The 18,507-nt window shown below is 57.3% G+C and carries 17 protein-coding genes and 1 pseudogene; 16 read left to right on the forward strand and 2 right to left on the reverse strand.

What is annotated here, in order from left to right; all coding sequences use genetic code 11:
• The 11 genes from ltnD to Q358_RS0106480 all read left to right on the forward strand — a co-directional run bounded on the left by ltnD (position 1) and on the right by Q358_RS0106480 (position 11,038).
• Positions 1-990 carry an L-threonate dehydrogenase gene (gene ltnD / locus Q358_RS0106430; RefSeq protein WP_084286464.1) on the forward strand — a complete coding sequence of 330 codons (990 nt, stop codon included), beginning with the start codon at positions 1-3 and terminating at the stop codon, positions 988-990.
• Between the two features lie 2 nt (positions 991-992).
• Entirely contained in the window at positions 993-2,300 is a 1,308-nt protein-coding gene (gene otnK, locus Q358_RS0106435) for a 3-oxo-tetronate kinase (RefSeq protein ID WP_027961302.1), read from the forward strand.
• Positions 2,297-2,944, forward strand: a complete 648-nt coding sequence (gene otnC, locus Q358_RS0106440) for a 3-oxo-tetronate 4-phosphate decarboxylase (protein WP_027961303.1) — start codon at positions 2,297-2,299, stop codon at positions 2,942-2,944. The genes otnK and otnC overlap by 4 nt, the downstream gene beginning before the upstream one ends.
• Before the next feature lie 10 nt (positions 2,945-2,954).
• On the forward strand, positions 2,955-3,752 hold the full coding sequence (gene otnI / locus Q358_RS0106445; protein WP_027961304.1) for a 2-oxo-tetronate isomerase: 798 nt from the start codon (positions 2,955-2,957) through the stop codon (positions 3,750-3,752).
• Between the two features lie 79 nt (positions 3,753-3,831).
• On the forward strand, positions 3,832-4,794 hold the full coding sequence (denD, locus tag Q358_RS0106450) for a D-erythronate dehydrogenase (protein ID WP_027961305.1): 963 nt from the start codon (positions 3,832-3,834) through the stop codon (positions 4,792-4,794).
• 47 nt (positions 4,795-4,841) lie between these two features.
• Positions 4,842-5,834 carry a TRAP transporter substrate-binding protein gene (locus tag Q358_RS0106455; RefSeq protein ID WP_027961306.1) on the forward strand — a complete coding sequence of 331 codons (993 nt, stop codon included), beginning with the start codon at positions 4,842-4,844 and terminating at the stop codon, positions 5,832-5,834.
• Between the two features lie 63 nt (positions 5,835-5,897).
• Positions 5,898-6,446: a TRAP transporter small permease gene (locus tag Q358_RS16720; protein ID WP_043487762.1), complete on the forward strand. Its 549-nt coding sequence runs from the start codon at positions 5,898-5,900 to the stop codon at positions 6,444-6,446.
• The gene (locus tag Q358_RS0106465; RefSeq protein ID WP_027961307.1) at positions 6,443-7,717 is read left to right on the forward strand and encodes a TRAP transporter large permease; all 1,275 of its coding nucleotides are present in this window, start codon (positions 6,443-6,445) and stop codon (positions 7,715-7,717) included. The genes Q358_RS16720 and Q358_RS0106465 overlap by 4 nt, the downstream gene beginning before the upstream one ends.
• A gap of 32 nt (positions 7,718-7,749) precedes the next feature.
• Positions 7,750-9,210 (forward strand): aldehyde dehydrogenase family protein, encoded by a 1,461-nt coding sequence (locus Q358_RS0106470; RefSeq protein WP_051530214.1) that lies wholly within the window; start codon positions 7,750-7,752, stop codon positions 9,208-9,210.
• A gap of 29 nt (positions 9,211-9,239) precedes the next feature.
• The gene (locus tag Q358_RS0106475; RefSeq protein ID WP_027961309.1) at positions 9,240-10,118 is read left to right on the forward strand and encodes an NAD(P)-dependent oxidoreductase; all 879 of its coding nucleotides are present in this window, start codon (positions 9,240-9,242) and stop codon (positions 10,116-10,118) included.
• A gap of 11 nt (positions 10,119-10,129) precedes the next feature.
• Entirely contained in the window at positions 10,130-11,038 is a 909-nt protein-coding gene (locus Q358_RS0106480; RefSeq protein ID WP_051530219.1) for an EamA family transporter, read from the forward strand.
• Between the two features lie 7 nt (positions 11,039-11,045).
• On the opposite strand, the gene Q358_RS0106485 is transcribed toward Q358_RS0106480, so the two are convergent.
• Entirely contained in the window at positions 11,046-12,119 is a 1,074-nt protein-coding gene (locus Q358_RS0106485) for a tartrate dehydrogenase (protein ID WP_027961311.1), read from the reverse strand.
• 111 nt (positions 12,120-12,230) lie between these two features.
• On the opposite strand from Q358_RS0106485, the gene Q358_RS18160 reads away from it, so the two are divergent.
• From Q358_RS18160 to Q358_RS18535, 5 genes are all read left to right on the forward strand, one after another.
• Positions 12,231-13,151, forward strand: a complete 921-nt coding sequence (locus Q358_RS18160; RefSeq protein WP_084286465.1) for a LysR family transcriptional regulator — start codon at positions 12,231-12,233, stop codon at positions 13,149-13,151.
• A gap of 328 nt (positions 13,152-13,479) precedes the next feature.
• Complete coding sequence (locus tag Q358_RS16725; RefSeq protein ID WP_051530215.1) at positions 13,480-14,505, forward strand: TRAP transporter substrate-binding protein; 1,026 nt, start codon at positions 13,480-13,482, stop codon at positions 14,503-14,505.
• Between the two features lie 86 nt (positions 14,506-14,591).
• Positions 14,592-15,125, forward strand: a complete 534-nt coding sequence (locus tag Q358_RS0106505; protein WP_027961314.1) for a TRAP transporter small permease — start codon at positions 14,592-14,594, stop codon at positions 15,123-15,125.
• Between the two features lie 2 nt (positions 15,126-15,127).
• Positions 15,128-16,405 (forward strand): TRAP transporter large permease, encoded by a 1,278-nt coding sequence (locus Q358_RS0106510; RefSeq protein WP_027961315.1) that lies wholly within the window; start codon positions 15,128-15,130, stop codon positions 16,403-16,405.
• 162 nt (positions 16,406-16,567) lie between these two features.
• Positions 16,568-16,903, forward strand: a complete 336-nt coding sequence (locus tag Q358_RS18535; RefSeq protein WP_156940867.1) for an N-methyl-L-tryptophan oxidase family protein — start codon at positions 16,568-16,570, stop codon at positions 16,901-16,903.
• Here the strand turns inward: Q358_RS18535 and Q358_RS0106515 are convergent.
• Positions 16,882-18,434: pseudogene (locus Q358_RS0106515) on the reverse strand (IS3 family transposase). The gene Q358_RS18535 and the pseudogene Q358_RS0106515 sit on opposite strands and share 22 nt — an antisense overlap.
• Between the last annotated feature and the right edge of the window lie 73 nt (positions 18,435-18,507).

The following is an 18,507-nucleotide window of genomic DNA, read 5'->3' on the forward strand; positions in this document are numbered from 1 at the left end:
ATGTTAGCGCTACCAGCTACATCCAGCACAAGTACAAGACAACCAAACAGGGGGAGTCCGGTGAGCCACTCAAATGAAAACCAGCGCATCGGTGTGATTGGCCTTGGTGCCATGGGCATTGGTACCGCTCTGACACTGCACAAGTGCGGCCTGGATGTCGTCGGATGTGACATCGTTGAGCAGGCACGTCACGCCTTTGAGGCCGAAGGAGGGCGTAGCGCCGCGCTTCCGTCAGATCTGGGGGGGTGCCAGGTTGTGGTTGTTCTGGTGGTCAACGCAGAGCAGGTCGAGAAGGTTCTGTTCGGTGATCAGGGAGTGGCCAAGTATCTGACTCCTGGGAGTCTGGTCATGCAGTGCGCCACAGTGGCCCCGGCCGTTGCGCGGCAACTAGGTGAGCGTCTGGATGAAATGGGTCTAGAGATGTTGGATGCGCCCGTCAGTGGCGGAGTAGCCAAGGCACGTAGCGGTGAACTGTCAGTCATGGCGTCGGGTGCCAAGAGTGCCTTCGCCAAGGCGGAGTCTGTGCTTGATGCCATGGCTGCCACGGTGTATCGCCTGGGGAATAGTACGGGTGTTGGTTCAAGCATGAAGCTGGTCAACCAGTTGCTTGCCGGGGTGCACATTGCCACAGCAGCAGAGGCAATGGCATTAGGTATACGCCTCGGACTGGATCCCGAGTCGGTGTATGAGGTTATCACTCACTCTGCCGGTAATTCGTGGATGTTCGAAAACCGTGTTCCCCATATCTTGAAGGGAGATTACACCCCGCTCTCCGCCGTCGATATTTTCGTCAAGGACCTCAACCTGGTACATGAAACTGGACGTGACCTGGCCATGCCTACGCCACTGTCATCCAGTGCATTGCAGCAGTTTACGGCGGCCAAGGGTGCCGGGTTCGGGCGCGATGACGATTCGGCGGTGATAAAGGTCTATCAACGGCTCGGCGGCATCGAACTTCCCGCCGCGGCCAATGATCCGGAGGGGGTGTAACCATGGCGCTTCTGCTGGGGGCCATCGCCGACGACTTCACGGGCGCCACCGATCTGGCCAATAATCTGGTGCGTGCCGGCATGCGCTGCGTTCAGGTTCTTGGCGTCCCGGACTCATCGGTAGAGCTGACCGACGTTGATGCCGTCGTAGTGGCCCTGAAATCACGCTCCATTCCGGCCGACGACGCCGTGGCGCAATCCCTGGCAGCCCTGGCGTGGCTGCAGGATCAGGGAGCGCGTCAGACCTTCTTCAAGTACTGCTCCACGTTCGACTCCACGGAGGCCGGCAACATCGGCCCTGTTGCCGACGCGCTGCTGAAACGACTTGGGAGTCGCCAGACCGTCATGGTGCCGGCGTTTCCCATCAACGGCCGCACTGTCTATCAAGGCCACCTGTTTGTAGGGGATCGTCTGCTCAACGAGAGCGGTATGGAGCACCATCCGCTTACCCCAATGACGGATGCGGATCTGGTGCGTTTTCTAGGTCATCAGACGCCACATCCTGTCGGTCTCGCGTCTCGCACTGTTCTGTCGCGCGGCGCCGCTGCCACGCGTCGGCACCTGGACAGCCTGGCCGAGCAGAACGTTCGACACGTGATCTGCGACACCCTGGATGAAAATGACCTCGATGTGCTGGCCGACGCGGTAGTGGACTACCCACTGGTCACCGGCGGGTCGGGGCTGGGGCAGGCGCTGCCCGATAAATATCGTCAGCGCGGCTGGCTGCAGCCGGTGGCCGAGCCGGGGCGTCTGGCCAAGGCGTCAGGCTGTGCGCTGGTGCTATCGGGCAGCTGCTCACGTGCCACCCTGGCTCAGGTTGCGCACTTTCTTGAGCATCACCCCGGGTTCGCTCTTGACCCCTTGTCCCTGGCGGAGGGAGATAAGCATCTGTCGCAGGCGTTGGCTTTCGCGCGCGAGCACCTGGCATCGGGTGGTCCGGTACTCATCTATGCATCCGCTGATCCCGAGCGCGTCAAGGCAGCCCAGGACACGCTGGGTGTGGCTCGAGCCGGCGAGCTGGTAGAGCATGCCATGGGGCAGCTGGCCAGTTGCCTGGTCGACGAGGAAGTGGGTCGGCTTGTGGTCGCGGGTGGTGAAACATCGGGTGCGGTCGTGTCGGCGCTTGGAGTGCAACAGCTTCGTATTGGCGGCCAGATCGATCCGGGAGTGCCCTGGACCCAGTCTCCCATGCCGGGACGCGAAGGTCTGTTATCACTGGCGCTGAAGTCCGGGAACTTCGGGGGTGAAGACTTCTTCACACGCGCATTCGCCGTGCTTGATGAGATGACAGCTGAGGAGAGTTGCGCATGAGTCGGCACGGTGAGCACCGAATCCGTGAGCAGATTGCCACGCTAGGTCAGTCGCTGTTCGATCGTGGGCTGACGATGGGGTCTAGCGGCAACATCAGCGTACGCATGGATGATGGTGGTTGGCTGATGACTCCCACCAATGCCTGCTTGGGGCGTCTCGATCCTGCCACTATTTCCCGATTGGATCGACGGGGGAAGTGGCTGGACGGTGACAAGCCTACCAAGGAACACTTCCTGCACATGGCAATGTACGCCGAGCGCCCACAGTCTCAGGCGATTGTGCATCTTCACTCGACTCACTCGGTGGCCGTGTCCTGTTTGCCCGATATTGATCCCTGCGATTGCATTCCACCATTGACCGCCTACTACGTGATGCGCGTGGGCAAGCTACCACTGGTGCCGTATCACATTCCTGGCGACCCCTCCCTGGGCGACGCGGTGCGTGGATTAGCGGGCCAACACAGTGCAGTATTATTGGCCAATCACGGTCCGGTTGTCGCGGGGAAGAGCCTGGAGGCAGCAGTGTATGCCACCGAGGAGCTGGAAGAGACCGCCAAGCTGTTCCTGCTTTTGCATGGTAAAAATCCTCGGGCTTTAACGCCTGAACAGGTGGCTGAGCTCGAAAGTTGTTTCCCCCGTGATTAAGGAGCCCACCATGATTCGCTTGGCGGCTAACCTGAGTATGTTATTTACCGAGCATGACTTTCTGGAACGCTTTGCTGCTGCCGCTGACGCAGGCTTCAGTGGTGTGGAGTATCTGTTTCCCTATACCCATTCGCCCGAAACGCTGCGAGACGCCCTTGAGGCGTGCGGGTTGCAGCAAGTGTTGTTCAACCTGCCGCCGGGAGACTGGGAGGCGGGAGAGCGAGGCCTGGCGAGTCTACCAGGTCGTGAGGCCGCGTTTCGCGACTCGGTGATGGAAGCGCTGCGTTATGCGGTGGCGTTGGACTGCCCGCGTGTGCATGCCATGGCTGGCCTGCTCCCGGAAGACGCGGACGAAGCGACTCGACAGGCACATCAAGCGACGTATGTTGCCAATCTGCGTTTTGCGGCCCGGGAAGCTGCCAAGCTCGGGCGGGAGGTGCTTATCGAGCCGATCAATACGCATGACATGCCACGGTACTTCCTCTCGCATCAAGAGCAGGCGGTGGCAGTGTTGGAGGCGGTGGGAGAGCCTAATCTGCGCCTGCAGTTCGATCTCTATCATTGCCAGGTTATGGAAGGCAACTTGATACACCACCTTGAACGTCAGTTCGACCACATAGGCCACATTCAGGTTGCCGGTGTTCCGAAACGCCATGAGCCGGATGTCGGGGAGGTGCATTATCCCGCAGTATTCAAGCGCCTTGAGGCGCTTGGCTATGTTGGCTGGGTTGGTTGTGAGTACCGTCCGGCTGGTGATACCCGATCAGGGCTGGGGTGGGGGCGGTCGTTCGGTCTGAGGCCACAGTAAGTGAGGCCCGTTATACCAACACGCTAGTTCTTCAGTGTATTAAACAACCACAAGTACAAGTCAGAGGAAGCACAAGACCATGCATATTGCTGTTACCGGCGCCGCCGGTTTCCTTGGGCAGCGCCTGATTCGTCGGCTTCTCGAGCGTGAGCAGCTTCGTGGACAGCCGATCTCGAGGTTAACGTTACTCGACCAGGTACAAGTGGAGGTGGCTGATTCGGAAGGTGTCGAGGTGGTCTCCCTTGCGGTGGATATTACCGCCCCGAGGGCATTTGATGAGTTGCTCGATGAACGACCGGATGTGATCTATCACTTGGCCGCCGTGGTCAGCTCTGCTGCGGAAGATGATCTCGATTTGGGTCTTGCGGTCAACCTGGATGCAACACGTGCATTGCTTGAGGGCTGTCGTCAGCGTGATCTCAGCGCCACTCGTCTGGTCATGGCGAGCTCGGTTGCCGCCTACGGAGGGGAGTTACCCGACACGCTGGACGATATGACGGCTTTGCACCCGCAGAACTCTTACGGAGCTCAGAAGGCAGTATCCGAGTTGTTAATCAACGACTACAGCCGGCGTGGGCTCATTGATGGTCTCGTGTTGCGTCTTCCTACCATTGCGGTTCGGCCTGGCCGGCCCAATGCGGCGGCGTCCAGCTTCGTGTCCAGCATCATGCGCGAGCCTCTGAACGGTGAAGAGGCCGTCTGTCCGGTGCCCACCGATCTGGAGCTCTTCGTGATGTCGCCTGACAAGGTGGTGAAGGCTCTTGTGCATGGTGCTGAGATCGACGGCGAGACAATAGGTCCGTTTCGCGCCTTCATGCTGCCAGGTATTACCGTCAGCGTCGGCCAGATGATCGAAACGCTCGGGGAGGTGGCTGGCCCGCAGGCGATTGAATGGATTCGACATGAGCCGGATTCCAAGATCCAGTCTATTGTCGGTAGTTGGCCGACGCGGTTTCATACCCAGCGTGCGGATGTGCTGGGCTTCGAGCGCGATAGGGACTTTCGCGACATCCTTCAGGCGTTTCAGGAAGAGCGCCACTGACCCTAACAGGTCACTCAAGCGTGATTCACCCAACTGAGGTAACAACAATGACAGCCAACTTTGTACGCAAGACGCTCACTACGGCCATCACCGGTGCCAGCCTGGCCTTATTGGCCGTGCAGGTACAGGCGGCACAGACCGTCAACCTGGGGCACACTCTGTCGGATAGCTCGCACTACTCCGTGGGCGCCGATGCCTTCAAGGAAACCCTCGAGCGCCTTAGCGATGGTGAGTTCGAGGTGGTCGAGCATACCGCCGGTGCGCTGGGTGGCGAACGGGCCCTCATCGAGGGCCTCCAGATTGGCACGGTGGATATCGTTATTACCTCCACCGGCCCACTGGGCAACTTCGTACCGGAAACCTATGTGCTCGATCTGCCATTTTTGTTCGAGGATTATGACCAGGCTCGCTGCGTGTTGGACGGCGAAGTTGGTCAGGGCCTGCTCGACAAGGTCAGCAATCATGACATCGTTGGTCTGGCTTGGTCGGAGAATGGCTTCCGCCACATGACCAATAGCCAGCGCGCCGTGAAGACGCCTGACGATGCCGAGGGGCTCAAGGTGCGCACCATGGAAAACAAGGTGCACATGGAAGCCTTTGAGCAGATGGGTGTGCAGCCGACGCCGATGGCGTTTCCGGAGGTGTTCACCGCGCTCCAACAGGGCACCGTGGATGGCCAGGAGAACCCGATAACTGTCATCGTGGCGACCAAGTTCTGGGAAGTACAGGATCACTTGTCGCTCACCGGGCATGTTTATTCACCGGCCGCCGTGCTGGGCTCGCCAATCCTGCTCGACGGTCTGTCTGACGAAGAGCGTGGATGGTTCACTGAAGCCGCTCGGGCCTCCGCTGAGGCGACCCGTGAAGAGGTCTCTCGCCTCGAGCGCGAGGGCATTGAACTGCTTCGCGAAAATGGCATGACCGTCGAGACGGATATCGACAAGGCCCCCTTCCAGGAGGCGGTGCAGCCGGCCTACGAGATCTACACCGAGCAGTATGGTAGCGAGATGCTGGAACGCATTCGCGCCAGCGACTGCTAATCCACCATGACGATGGCCCGGCCCACGCAGGGCCGGGTGCCCCCATAGTGAAAGGTGGCTGCGATGCTGCGACTCTTCCTGCGTTTCGAACAGCAGACGACACGTCTGGCGTTATTCGGCGCTATCGTGATGCTGATTATTTCCGTCAGCCTGGGCTTCTATCAGGTGATGACCCGCTTTGTATTTGATGCCCCGTCGACCTGGTCGGAGGTGATCTCGCGCTCGAGCATGGTCTGGTGCGTTTTCCTAGGGGCTGCCGCGGGGTTTCGCGGTGGTTTCATGATGTCGGTGGAGGTCATCTATCGACTGCTGCCCAGGCGCAAGTTGATCTGGATTGAGGTGTTTATCGCACTTTGTTGTGCCGTCGTGCTGATGGTGCTGATTGTCTTTGGCATCGCCATGATGCTGCGAGTGCGTAGCCAGATGCTTTCGGGCCTGGAAATCTCGATAGCCTGGGCCTATGCCGCCATGCCGGTCGGCTCCGGCTTCGCGCTGATTGCCGTGATGGCGAGGCTTGTTGCGCAAGCGTTGGGGATCGATCCGGTGGGGCCGGTAACAGAAGATATCATGCAAGAAACGCCCATTGTGGCAGACAGGAGTGATGCACCATGAATGCTGCCATCGGCTTATCCCTGATCATCCTTTTCTCGCTGGGTGTTCCGATTGCCGTCTCCATCGTGCTGGCGTCGATCATCGGTATCGAGTTCTTCTCGAGACTGCCCCTGCTGCTGGTTCCGCAGCAGATGTTCGTCGGCATCGACAATTTCCCCTTGCTGGCGATCCCCTTTTTCATATTGGCCGGGAACCTGATGGCTGCCGGCGGAATTTCCAGGCGTCTTGTGGATCTGGCCAAGTCTATTGTGGGCGGTTTGCAGGGCGGTCTGGCGATGACCTGTGTGCTGACATGCATGATGTTTGCCGCCGTTTCAGGATCCAGCGTGGCGACTACCTTTGCGATTGGTTCCATTCTGATTCCGGCGATGGTCAAGCACGGCTACCCACGGCCGTTGGCGGCCTCGATCCAGGCCTCATCGGCAGAGTTGGGAGTGCTGATCCCCCCGTCGATCCCGCTGATTCTCTATGGGGTCAGCACCGACACCTCCATCGGCAAGTTGTTTATTGCGGGGATCGGGCCTGGCTTGTTGATCGGTGGGGCGCTGCTCCTCTTCCTGTACCTTTTCTGCAAGGTCAGGGGGTACGGTCTGCAGGACAGAGAAGACCGTGAAGCCTTCCCCATCGCGTTCAAGCGTGCCTGGGCGGCGATGCTGATGCCGGTAGTGGTAATTGGTGGGATCTACGGCGGTGTCTTCACCCCGACCGAGGCCTCCGCCGTGGCGGTGGTCTATGCACTGATCGTGGGCGGGTTGATCTACCGCGAACTCAGCTGGGCGGAACTGGTGCCCATACTGAAGGAGAGCGTGATTTCGACAGCGGCGGTGATGCTGATCATCTCGGCCGCTGCATTGTTCAGTTTCCTGATCAGCCGTTCGGGATTGCCGATGCAGGTGGCGGGGTGGGTCGCCCAGGTGTTCGAGAGTCCCTGGACCTTCCTGCTGGCGGTGAACGTCATGCTACTGGTCATTGGCATGTTTATTGAAACCTCGGCCGCCATTCTGGTTCTGGCTCCCATCTTCACACCGATCGCCATGCAGTACGGCATCGATCCCGTGCACTTTGGCCTGATCGTAGTGGTCAATCTGGCGCTCGGGATGTTCACCCCCCCACTAGGTGTGAACCTGTTTGCCGCCTGTGCTGTGGCGAAGCTTTCCATCGACCAATTACTACCCTGGCTGCTTCGGTTTGTGCTGGTCGTGCTGGCCTGTCTCCTGGCGATCACGTATATGCCATGGATCTCTCTTGGGTTGGTGGATCTGCTCTATTAAGACAAAAAAGACAAGACAATAAGGAGTAACGCATGGCGGAACCGCTTGAATACCCCCGTAAGCAGGCGCTCATCGGAGGGGATTGGGTTACTACCCAGGGCACGCTGGATGTCGAGGCACCGTCCTACGGCAATGTCATCACCCAGATCGCACGTAGCCAGGCAGCCGAGGTGGATTCGGCTGTTCAGGCCGCCAGGCTGGCCTTCGAGGGTGGGATGGGCGATTGGGCGTCGTGGACGGCTCGGCGTCGTGGCGAGTGGCTCATTGGCTTCGCTACCGCCATCGAGGCGGATCACGACCGGCTCGCCGGACTCGAGTGTGTCGATACCGGGAAGCCGCTGACCCAGGCTCGCGGGGATATCTCCGCGTGTGCCCGCTACTTCCGGTTCTATGGTGGTGCGGCGGATAAACTTCATGGCGAGACGATTCCGTTCGAGAGTGATTTTGCCGTTATGACCCTGCGCGAACCCTATGGGGTATGCGCGCAGATCATTCCCTGGAACTATCCTGCCCAGATATTTGGGCGTTGTGTGGCGGCGGCACTTGCCGCGGGCAATACCGTAGTGCTCAAGCCGGCCGAGGACGCGTGCCTTAGTGTCTTGCGCCTTGTTGAACTTGCGCAGGAGCAGGGCCTGCCCCCGGGGGTGCTCAACGTCGTACCCGGTTTAGGCAGCGAAGCCGGGGCTGCACTATCGGGACATCCCGACATTGACCACCTTTCATTCACCGGTTCACCCGTGACGGGGACGCGGGTGACCCAGGCTGCCGCGGAACACCATGTGCCAGTCACGATGGAGCTGGGAGGCAAGTCTCCCCAGCTGGTGTTTGCCGACGCCGATCTCGACGCCGCGCTGCCTTTTCTGGTGCAAGGCATCATCCAGAATGCGGGTCAGACCTGCTCGGCCGGTAGTCGCCTCCTGGTGCAGCGAGAGATAGCCGACCAGGTGCTTGAACGACTCGCGGAACGCTTTACTGCGCTGCGCTGCGATGTGGGGGAGGCCGATGCAGACTGTGGCCCTCTGATCAATGCCCGGCAGAAAGCCAAGCTGGAGGCACGCCTGGAGGCGGCGGCGAACGATGGTATTCGGACCTTGGCACAAGGCTGCGTGGCAGAGGCCGAATTGGCTGGTGGCTATTTCGTGGTACCGCGGCTTCTCACCGATATCCCTGCCGGACATGACGTGCTTCAGGAGGAGCTTTTCGGCCCCATTCTGGCGGTACAGGTCTTCGAGGATGAGGCGGAAGCCCTGGCGCTCGCTAACTCCACAGATTTTGGGCTGTGCGCCGGCATCTGGACCCGTGATGGAGGCCGGCAGTTGAGGCTGGCCAAGGGGATCAGAAGTGGTCAGGTCTTTATCAACAACTATGGCGCGGCAGGCGGTATCGAGTTGCCCTTTGGTGGCGTGGGACGTTCGGGGCACGGCCGCGAGAAAGGTTTCGAAGGACTGCGCAGTTATACCCGTATCAAGACGGTGGCGCTTCATCACGGTTAATGCCACGGATGGATAGAAAGGAGAATGACATGCAAAGCACTCAGCGTATTGGCTTGATTGGTGCCGGCCTGATGGGACATGGAATTGCCCGCAACATTTTGAAGGCCGACTACCCGTTGGTGATTCTGGATCACCCCGGTAACCAGCCCGTGGATGACTTGCTGTCGGCCGGCGGAAAGCTGGCCGGCACTCCACGCGAGGTTGCCGAACGATCGGATGTGGTCATCCTGTGCGTTACTGGCACACCGCAAGTGGAGAGTGTGCTCTTCGAGGCCGATGGTGTGGTGGAGGGTATCCGGCCTGAGACGCTGGTCATCGACTGCTCGACGGCCATCCCCAACGTTACGCGAGCGATCGCCGAACGTATCGTTGCGGCAGGTGGCCGCTTCATGGATGCGGCCATGACTCGAACGCCTAAGGAGGCTGAAGAGGGGCGGTTAAACCTGATTGTCGGTGCCCCTGAGGCGTTGTTTACCGCTACACAGCCGTTGCTTGGGTCATTTGCAGAAAATATTGCCCATGCCGGGGATGTCAGTGCCGGGCATACTCTGAAGCTATTGCATAACTTCGTCTCCCTGGGCTTTTCTGCGGTACTCGCCGAAGCGGCGGCGGCATCGCGCCGGGCGGGGATCGAGGATGGCGCACTGCTGGAAGTGCTTGGCAAGGGAGGAGGCGGTGGCGTGGTGTTCGAGCGCATGCGGCCTTTCATCGAGACGGGAGACCCTTCGGGCTTCCGGTTCAGTGTAGCCAATGCGACGAAGGACCTCGGCTACTATCACGCCATGACAGATGCGCTTGGGGCACAGCGTGATGTCGCTGAAGCCGTGGTAGGGCTCTATCGAAGCATCGATCAACAGGATCTACTGGTTCCAGAGCTGATTGATGTGTTGGCTGATAAGCTTTCTTGAAAGTGGGGGAGGTGTATCTGGGGCTCTCTCAGCGACAACGAGGTCTACTCTTGACCGGCGGTGGGGCCTTGATCATGTCGCCGGATGCGCTGCTCATCAAGCTCGCGGCACTGCCGGATGCCGAGATTCTGATGTGGCGCGGCTTGCTGTCCGGACTAGGCTTCTTCCTGATTACCCTGGCACGCCATGGCCGTAATACCCTGGGCGTCTATCGCCGATGTGGTGGCACAGGGGTCGCCGTGGCGTTGTTGTTCAGCATGACCACCTGCGGCTTTGTGCTGGGCAACCAGTACACTAAAGCAGGAAATGTTCTGATGATTTTAGCCGCTGCGCCCTTGATCGCGGCACTGTTATCCCGGGTGATCCTGGGAGAGAGACTGCCGTTACGTACCTGGTTGGCGATCGGAACGTGCATGTTAGGCATCGGCATGATCGTGGTCGACGATGTCGGGGCGGGAAGTTGGTTGGGCAATGGCTATGCCCTGATCGCAGCGACCACGCTAGCCCTTAATTTCACATTGTGCCGACGGCGACCGGGTATCGACATGAGTCCGATGTTGGTATTCAACGGCCTGATTGTTGGCAGCGGTGGCGCATTGGTCCTGCTGATGGGGAGTGGCCATATTTCGTTGCCGAGTATCGGCAGTGGTATCTATGTCGTGCTGTTGTGCCTGGTGATTGTTCCCGCGGGGGTGACGCTCTTGCAACGAGGTCCTCTCTACCTGCCGGCAGCCGAGGTAGGATTGCTACTACTTCTGGAGGTCGTCATCGGCACCTTGTGGGCCTGGGGCATACTTGGGGAACGTCCCAGTGCAGTGGCCTTCGTGGGCGGGGCCCTTGTGCTTGGAACCCTGACGGCCAAAGGGCTGTATGAGCGATCTGTCGAAATGAAGATGAGAAAAATGTTGGCCGTCGAATAGGTGCGTTTCAGCGCTTGATGCGTTCGGCAATGGCGACGCCAAGGCTTTCAGTGGTGCCACGGCCGCCCGCGTCGGGAGTGAGGAGGGTCGCATCGCCCTCGCGGAGCACTCCCTCGAAGGCAGCGACGATGGCGTCTGAAGCTTCCTGGTGGCCGAGGTGTTCGAGCATCATCGCTGCCGACCAGATCTGGCCGATAGGATTGGCGATACCCTTGCCCGCGATATCAGGAGCGCTACCGTGGACCGGCTCGAACAGGCTTGGAAAGATACCTTCGGGGTTGATGTTGGCCGACGGAGCCACGCCGATTGTACCGGTGCAGGCGGGACCCAGGTCGGAGAGGATATCGCCAAACAGGTTGCTCGCTACCACGACATCGAACCAGTCCGGGTGCATCACGAAGTTGGCTGCAAGAATATCGATATGGAACTGGTCAACGGAGACGTCAGGGTAGCGTTTGCCAATCTCGGAGACACGTTGGTCCCACCACGGCATGGTGATGGCGATGCCGTTAGATTTGGTCGCAGAGGTAAGCTTTTTACGGGGACGACTCTGGGCCAGCTCGTAGGCAAACTTCAATACCCGATCAGTACCGTAGCGCGTCATCACCGTTTCCTGGATCACGACCTCACGCTCGGTACCTTCAAACATCTTGCCGCCGACGCTCGAGTATTCGCCCTCGGTGTTCTCGCGTACCACGTAGAAGTCGATGTCCCCGGGTTGGCGGTCAGCCAAGGGACTTGTGATTCCCGGTAGCAGCCTGCAGGGCCGCAGGTTGATGTATTGATCAAAGCGACGGCGGAACTGCAGCAATGAACCCCACAGCGAAATATGGTCCGGCACGGTTTCGGGCCAGCCCACGGCACCGTAGAAGATGGCATCGAACGTCTCGAGGGTCTCGAACCAGTCGTCCGGCAACATCTGACCATGCTCGGCATGGTAGTCGCAACTGGCGAAATCGAAAAACTCAAGCTCGAGATTGAGGCCAAAACGCTCGGCAGCAGCCTTCAGGGCGCGTACGCCCTCGGGCATCACCTCTTTGCCAATGCCATCGCCGGGGATCACGGCAATACGATGTGTCATGGGTTCGGACCCTCTTCATCAATGTTGAACTTGCTACCACTCTAATCCCTGATGCCCTAGAAATAATCAAGCTAAAATGAAAATGACTGTTAACCTGGAGTGGATAATTGGATGTCACAGATTGATGACCTTGCCTTTTTCCAACGTCTTGCGCTTGCCGGCAGCCTGACCGCCACCGCCCGTGATCTCGGGTTGTCCGTGTCGGCTGTCAGCAAGCGACTGAAGCAGCTTGAATGGCGTCTTGGGGTGAGTCTGGCTAGCCGGACCACACGACGACTTACTTTGACGGTGGAAGGGGAGCGATACCTGACCGATGGTGGTGCGATACTCGAGGAGCTTGTGGAGCTGGAGGAAGGCTTGAATGCCCAGCGTGCCTCGCTTTCGGGGCCGCTCAAGATCAACGCTACCTTTGGCTTTGGGCGATGCCATGTGGCTCCGTTATTGTCGCGTTTCTGCATAAACCACCCAAACGTGGAGGGAACGCTTGAACTCACCAACTTCCCCATGACGCCTGGTGAGCAGGGCGTTGATATCAGCATCCGTGTTGGAGAGCTCCCGGACTCCAGGCTGGTTGCCAGGCGCATCCTAGAAAACCGCCGCATCCTCTGTGCAGCACCCTCTTATGTAGAGCGAATGCTCCCGTTATCGGTGCCGGCGGACCTGTCGAGGCATCCGTGTCTGGTACTGCGCGAGAATGACAGTGATTTTGCGGTGTGGCGCTTTGAGCATCGTCCAGGTCAACACAAGGATCAGGCGGTCAAGGTCTCCGGTCCACTGGCCAGCAATGATGGTGAGGTCATTGTGAACCTGGCCTTGGATGCTCATGGCATCATCCTGCGCTCCTACTGGGATGTTCAGGCACACCTAGAAGCTGGTCGCCTAGTTCCATTATTGCCGAAATGGCAAGGAGTTAGAGCCGACTTTCATGCCGTGTATCTGCAGCGTAGGAATGCTCCTGCCAGATTGCGGGCCTTCATTGATGTATTGCAGCAGGAGATACCACGCCGGGTGGCAAGTGTTGATTACCGTTGAAATGGTCATTGCCAGTGTCTCGTAATAAAAGCGCAAGCTTACGGGGCGGCATAGAGGGAACCGTGGACCAAGAGGGGGCTTGAGACTGGGAAGGTCATCCGGATGACCCTTAGGGCCCCTGTCCAAAGCGCGGGGCAGCGTATGGGAAGCAGTCCGGAGGAGTCGTTGTATAAAGCGAGGTGCTACATATCACATGAGTTGCAGGCGGGAAAAGTTGTGTTACTGTTAGACAGTGTGGAAGGGTAAGTGCCGATTAGCATAAGAATATAGACAAAAGCTATCGCACAGCCACCCGGACACGACTATCCAACAATAGGAGTGCGATGTGATGCGTAACACGCGTTTTATTGCTGCAGGAACTGCTGCTGCCCTAAGTCTTGCCGCCTGGTCGGGCATTGCCGTTGCCGATGATACTCACACAATCAAATTTGGTAACGTGATTTCGCCCGACGACACGCAAAACCAGGGGTACGATCTATTTGCCGAACAGGTGGCTAAGCGTACTGATGGTCGGATTGAAGTCCAAGTGTACCCGGACAGCCAACTTGGTGGTGAGCGTGAAATGATCGAAGCCACCCAGTTCGGCGATATTGAGATGACTGCTCCTTCGGTTGGCGTCCTTGCCAACTTTGATAAATCTCTGGAAGTTTTCGATTTCCCCTTTATTTTCGAGGATGCTGAGACCGCCTACGAAGTTCTTGATAGTAAGCTTGGTGAGGAAATGCTCTCGGGCCTGGCTGACAGTGGCTTGATTGCCCTTGGTTGGGGTGAAAATGGTTTTCGTAACTTGGCGATGACGGATGGTACTGTCAGATTGCCGGACGATATGGATGGGGTCAAACTGCGTACCATGCAGGTGCCGATGCATATCGCTTTCTGGGAAAGCATTGGAGCTGCACCTACACCCTTGTCTTTTCCTGAGGTGTTTACCTCACTTCAGCAAGGGGTTGTCGATGGTGTGGAAAATCCCTATGAGCTGCTCTATTCAGCTCGTTTAACTGAGCCCGCTAACTACTTGACTGAAACTCGTCATATTTATGATCCTGAAGTAATTCTCATTAACAAGGACTTCTTCGAAAATCTCTCTGAAGAAGATCAGATGATCATTCAAGAAGCGGCCGATGCCGCAATCGACAAGATTCGCACGCTCAAGAAAACTGTTACAGATGAAATTCGTGCTGAAATTGAGGATGAAGGTGGTACGGTAACAGATCTGACAGATGAAGAGCGTCAAGCTTGGATTGATTCGGCAATTCCTTTTTATAAAGAAAATGCTGAAAAAGTGGATACTGATAAGTTAAAAGCTATTCTTGAGGCAGCAGGTAACACCACTTACCTTGAAGCTATTCAGTAAGTTATTCTGAATGAAGTGCCCCTATCCAGGCTGCAAGTCTCGGGTAGGGGCAAGACGGCTTTATCCCAGAACTGGGTAGTTAACTCATGCTGAAATGGCTATATAAACATTTAGACGAACACATAGAGACTTACCTAGCGACGGTCGCTTTGGTGATTTTTACTTCGCTCGTGATCTTTCAGGTTGTGATGCGCTATGTGTTTAACAGTCCTCCTGCATGGTCTGAAGAGATTGCGCGGTATTCTCTTGTTTGGTTTGTGTATCTCAGTGGTAGTTATGCTATAAAATATCAAAGGCATGTTAAATTTAGTGTGGTTGTCAATTTTATAGGCAAGAAGCTGCCGCTCTTACAGCGTCTTATTAGTCTCGCTATTTTTCTTGTTTGGCTGGCTTTTCTCATCTATATGTTTGCTCTTTCTAATGAGATGGTGAAGCGTCAGGTGATGACGGGGCAGTTGTCGCCAGGCTCTCAGATCCCAATGTATTTTGTCTATATCGGGCTGCCGCTAGGGCTTTTCCTCATGTCTTTTCGTGTCTTGCAGCATACGTTGCGTGCTTTTGTAGATATAATTCGTAACCCATTTGCTCCCATTTCCCCATCCCAATCTGAGGTGGATTAAATATGGGTATTAGTATTCTGGCAATCAGTTTTGTTTTTCTACTCATTTTCGGAATGCCTGTCGCATTCGCACTCGGTATCGCTTCCATGCTCTCAGTCATGATAACTGAGGTGGTCCCGGTAAGCTATCTTACCCAAACTATGTTCGGGGCGGTTGACTCTTATTCGCTTCTTGCTGTTCCCCTTTTTGTACTATCGGGTGTCATTATGGAGTATGGAGGCCTTTCCAAAAGGCTGATCGATGCTGCCAAGACGTTTGTAGGACATATTACTGGGGGATTGCCGGCTGTTACCTTGGTTGGCACCACCGTTTTTGCGATGTTGAGTGGTTCGGGGCCGGCAACGGTAGCCGCCATCGGTGGCATCATGATTCCAGCCATGATCCGTGAGGGTTACGGTCGGGGTTTTAGTGCCGCCACACTGGCTACGGCTGGCGGTGTGGGTATCGTGATACCTCCAAGTATTCCGTTGATTATTTATGGCATTACCACAAATACCTCTATCGGTGATCTTTTCCTTGCCGGTCTGATTCCCGGCTTAGTAATTGTAATTTCGCTGTATATTGTTGGCCGTTATATATGCAATAAAAAAGGCTACGGTGGCCACACTGAAAAGGCGAGCTGGGGGCAGCGCGGAGAGGCGTTATGGAAGGCAAGGTGGACGTTATTGATGCCTGTCGTGGTCTTGGGAGGCATTTATGGTGGTGTTTTCACCCCAACGGAAGCATCCGGTATCGCCGTAGCCTATAGCCTTGTTCTGACCCTTTTGTATAGGGAGGCGGAGGTTTCAGATATTCCCTTGATGCTGAAAACCACTTTCCTGATCTCGGGTATGATTTTGGTAATTATTGCCACTGCATCCACCTATGCAAGAATTCTGACACTGGAGAGAATACCAACACTCATTGCTAATTTTCTTGGAGCATTGCCAGTGCCGTTCTGGGTCATATTGGCAGTCATCCTTCTGATGCTTCTTTTTATTGGAATGTTCATGGAGACATTGGCCGGAATTATCCTGCTGGCCCCAATACTTGTACCTGTTGTTACGCAAATGGGAATGGATCCTGTTCATTTTGGTATTGTCATGATCATGGCTTCCATGATTGGCTTCGCCACGCCACCAGTGGGAGACAACCTGAATGTCGCCAGCGCGATCAGTGGGTTGCCAATAGAAAAAGTGAGCGTTGCTGCCTTGCCATTTGTGGCGGTTCTTATTGCTATTTTATTTTTGGTGGCTTATGTGCCTCAGATTTCGCTGTTACTACCAAGCTTACTGAGTTAATACGTAAGTTGATATGATGGCCATAGGCTTCCTGGTCATCATATACCTCTCACCTTCAACAATAGGGAGGAGCGAGTAGACAGTGGCATCAGTCGTATAGCCTTATGGGTGAAGTGTCACCTCCTCAGACATGATAGATGCTAGATATCTCGCGCAAAATTGATGAAAGTCGCAGTGATTGGCCTAGGAGCTATCGGCATACAGGTCCTGTGGCAACTGAGCCGAATCAACGGGGTCGAGGCACATGGCTTTGACAAGGCATACCCCGGTCATCCGTCTGCTGGAGCCGGTGGTGAAAGCCGTCTTTACTGGAACATGGAGCTGGTTGAGCCGAGCTATATACCGCTCATTGAACGTGCCGCCGCCGCTTGGAAAAAACTGGAATCTGCCAGTGGGCAGGTGTTGCGCGATCCAACTGGTGTGTTGATTTATGGGAGTGAGGGGGCGATGACTGTCAAGCTTGTTGGAACCTGGAATCAGGCGGCTTCTAACCGCTGATCGCGTTGAACCAGCGGGTCTTCCTGATCGGGGTTCAGCCAGACCGTCCGGCGCGGCGTCCAGTTGCGGGTGGCACTACTCCACCGCCCGGGATGTTGCCGTTTCGCCTCGGCATAGATGGCGTCTCGCCTTGCCAGCACCTCGTTATCCAGGCCGGCATGCCGCTCCCCCGGGGTGACGAACCGTATGGCGCTGTGGCGGTGTTCGTGGTTGTACCACTGCACGAAGCGCGTCACCCACTGCTGCGCCGCTGACAGGCTCTCGTAGCCGTCCATCGGGTAGTCGGGCCGGTACTTGCAGGTCCTGAACAGCGACTCCGAGAAGGCGTTGTCATTGGAGACCCGAGGGCGGCTGTACGACGGAGTGATATTTAACCGCTGCAACGTCGCCTGAAGCGTCGAGCCTTTCATGGCGGAGCCATTATCGGCGTGTAATACCAGTGGCTGGTTGATGCAGCCTTCGCGCAGCACGGCACGCTGGATTACCTCGCTGCTGTTGGCCATGGATTCCTGGTCGAAGACCTCGGCATCGACGATCTTGCGGCTGTAGATATCGACGATCATGTACAGGTAGTAGAACTGCCCACGTACACGGGTTGGTAAGTAGGTCACGTCCCAGCTCCAACAGGTATTGGGGCGTGTCACCCGGCGTCGCTGGGGGTCGCCCTTGGGACGTGGAGCGCGAGCGCGGCCACGGTGGTGCTGCTCACCATGCTCCCGGAGGATGCGGTAGTAGCTGGACTCTGACGCCACGTAGCGGCCTTCTTCGTCCAGCAGCCGCGGCACGATCTGCCCAGGCGGCAGGCTGGCGAACTCAGGACGATGGCAAATCTCCAGCACCTGCTGACGCTCCTCCGGCGATAGGGCATGACGCGGGACAGGCCGCACCGCTTGAGGCCGGCGATCCTGATCGCCCCGCACCCAGCGGCGATATGTGTTGGTGCCGATGCCAAGCTCTGCACACGCGGCTTGCAGGCGGGCTCCTTCGGCGCGGGCCTCATCGATCAGCTGTATGGCATCCTGGCGATCTGAAGTGCTGATCATTCGTCCTCGTCCCCCCAGATCGCTCGGGCCTTTTTTCGCAATGTCAGTAGTGCAGCGGTTTCCGCCAGCGCGGCTTCCTTGCGGCGGAGCTCACGCTTGAGCTCCTTGTTCTCCTGGCGCTCCGCCTTGCGGGCTTCACTCTGCTGCTTGGTGGCGGCATCGCTTCGGTCGTTGGCACCTTCACAGCTCGCACGCCAGCGCTGGATCTGCTCGGGATAGAGGCCACGCTGCCGGCAGTATTCAGCACGTTCAGCCTCGCTGAGGGCCGCTGTCTCCAGAACGGCGTGGAACTTGTCCTGCGAGCTCCAGCCTTCGGGATCATCGCTCTGGTCAGGTAGCAAACGGCCTGCTTGACGAGCCTTCTTGCGCCAGTTGTACAGTGTCGCGGCGGAGATGCCTTCTTCCTGGGCCACTTCCGCCACCGTGCGGTTGTGCGGCGGGAGCAGCTTCTTGAGGATGGCTTCTCGGCGCTCGTCGGAGTACTTCATCGGAACCTCATCACGCCCCATATGGTTCAGAGTCTAACAGCCGCTGATACTCCAACTAGCGTGACAGTGGGGG

Source organism: Halomonas halodenitrificans DSM 735 (assembly GCF_000620045.1).
GTDB lineage: Bacteria > Pseudomonadota > Gammaproteobacteria > Pseudomonadales > Halomonadaceae > Halomonas > Halomonas halodenitrificans.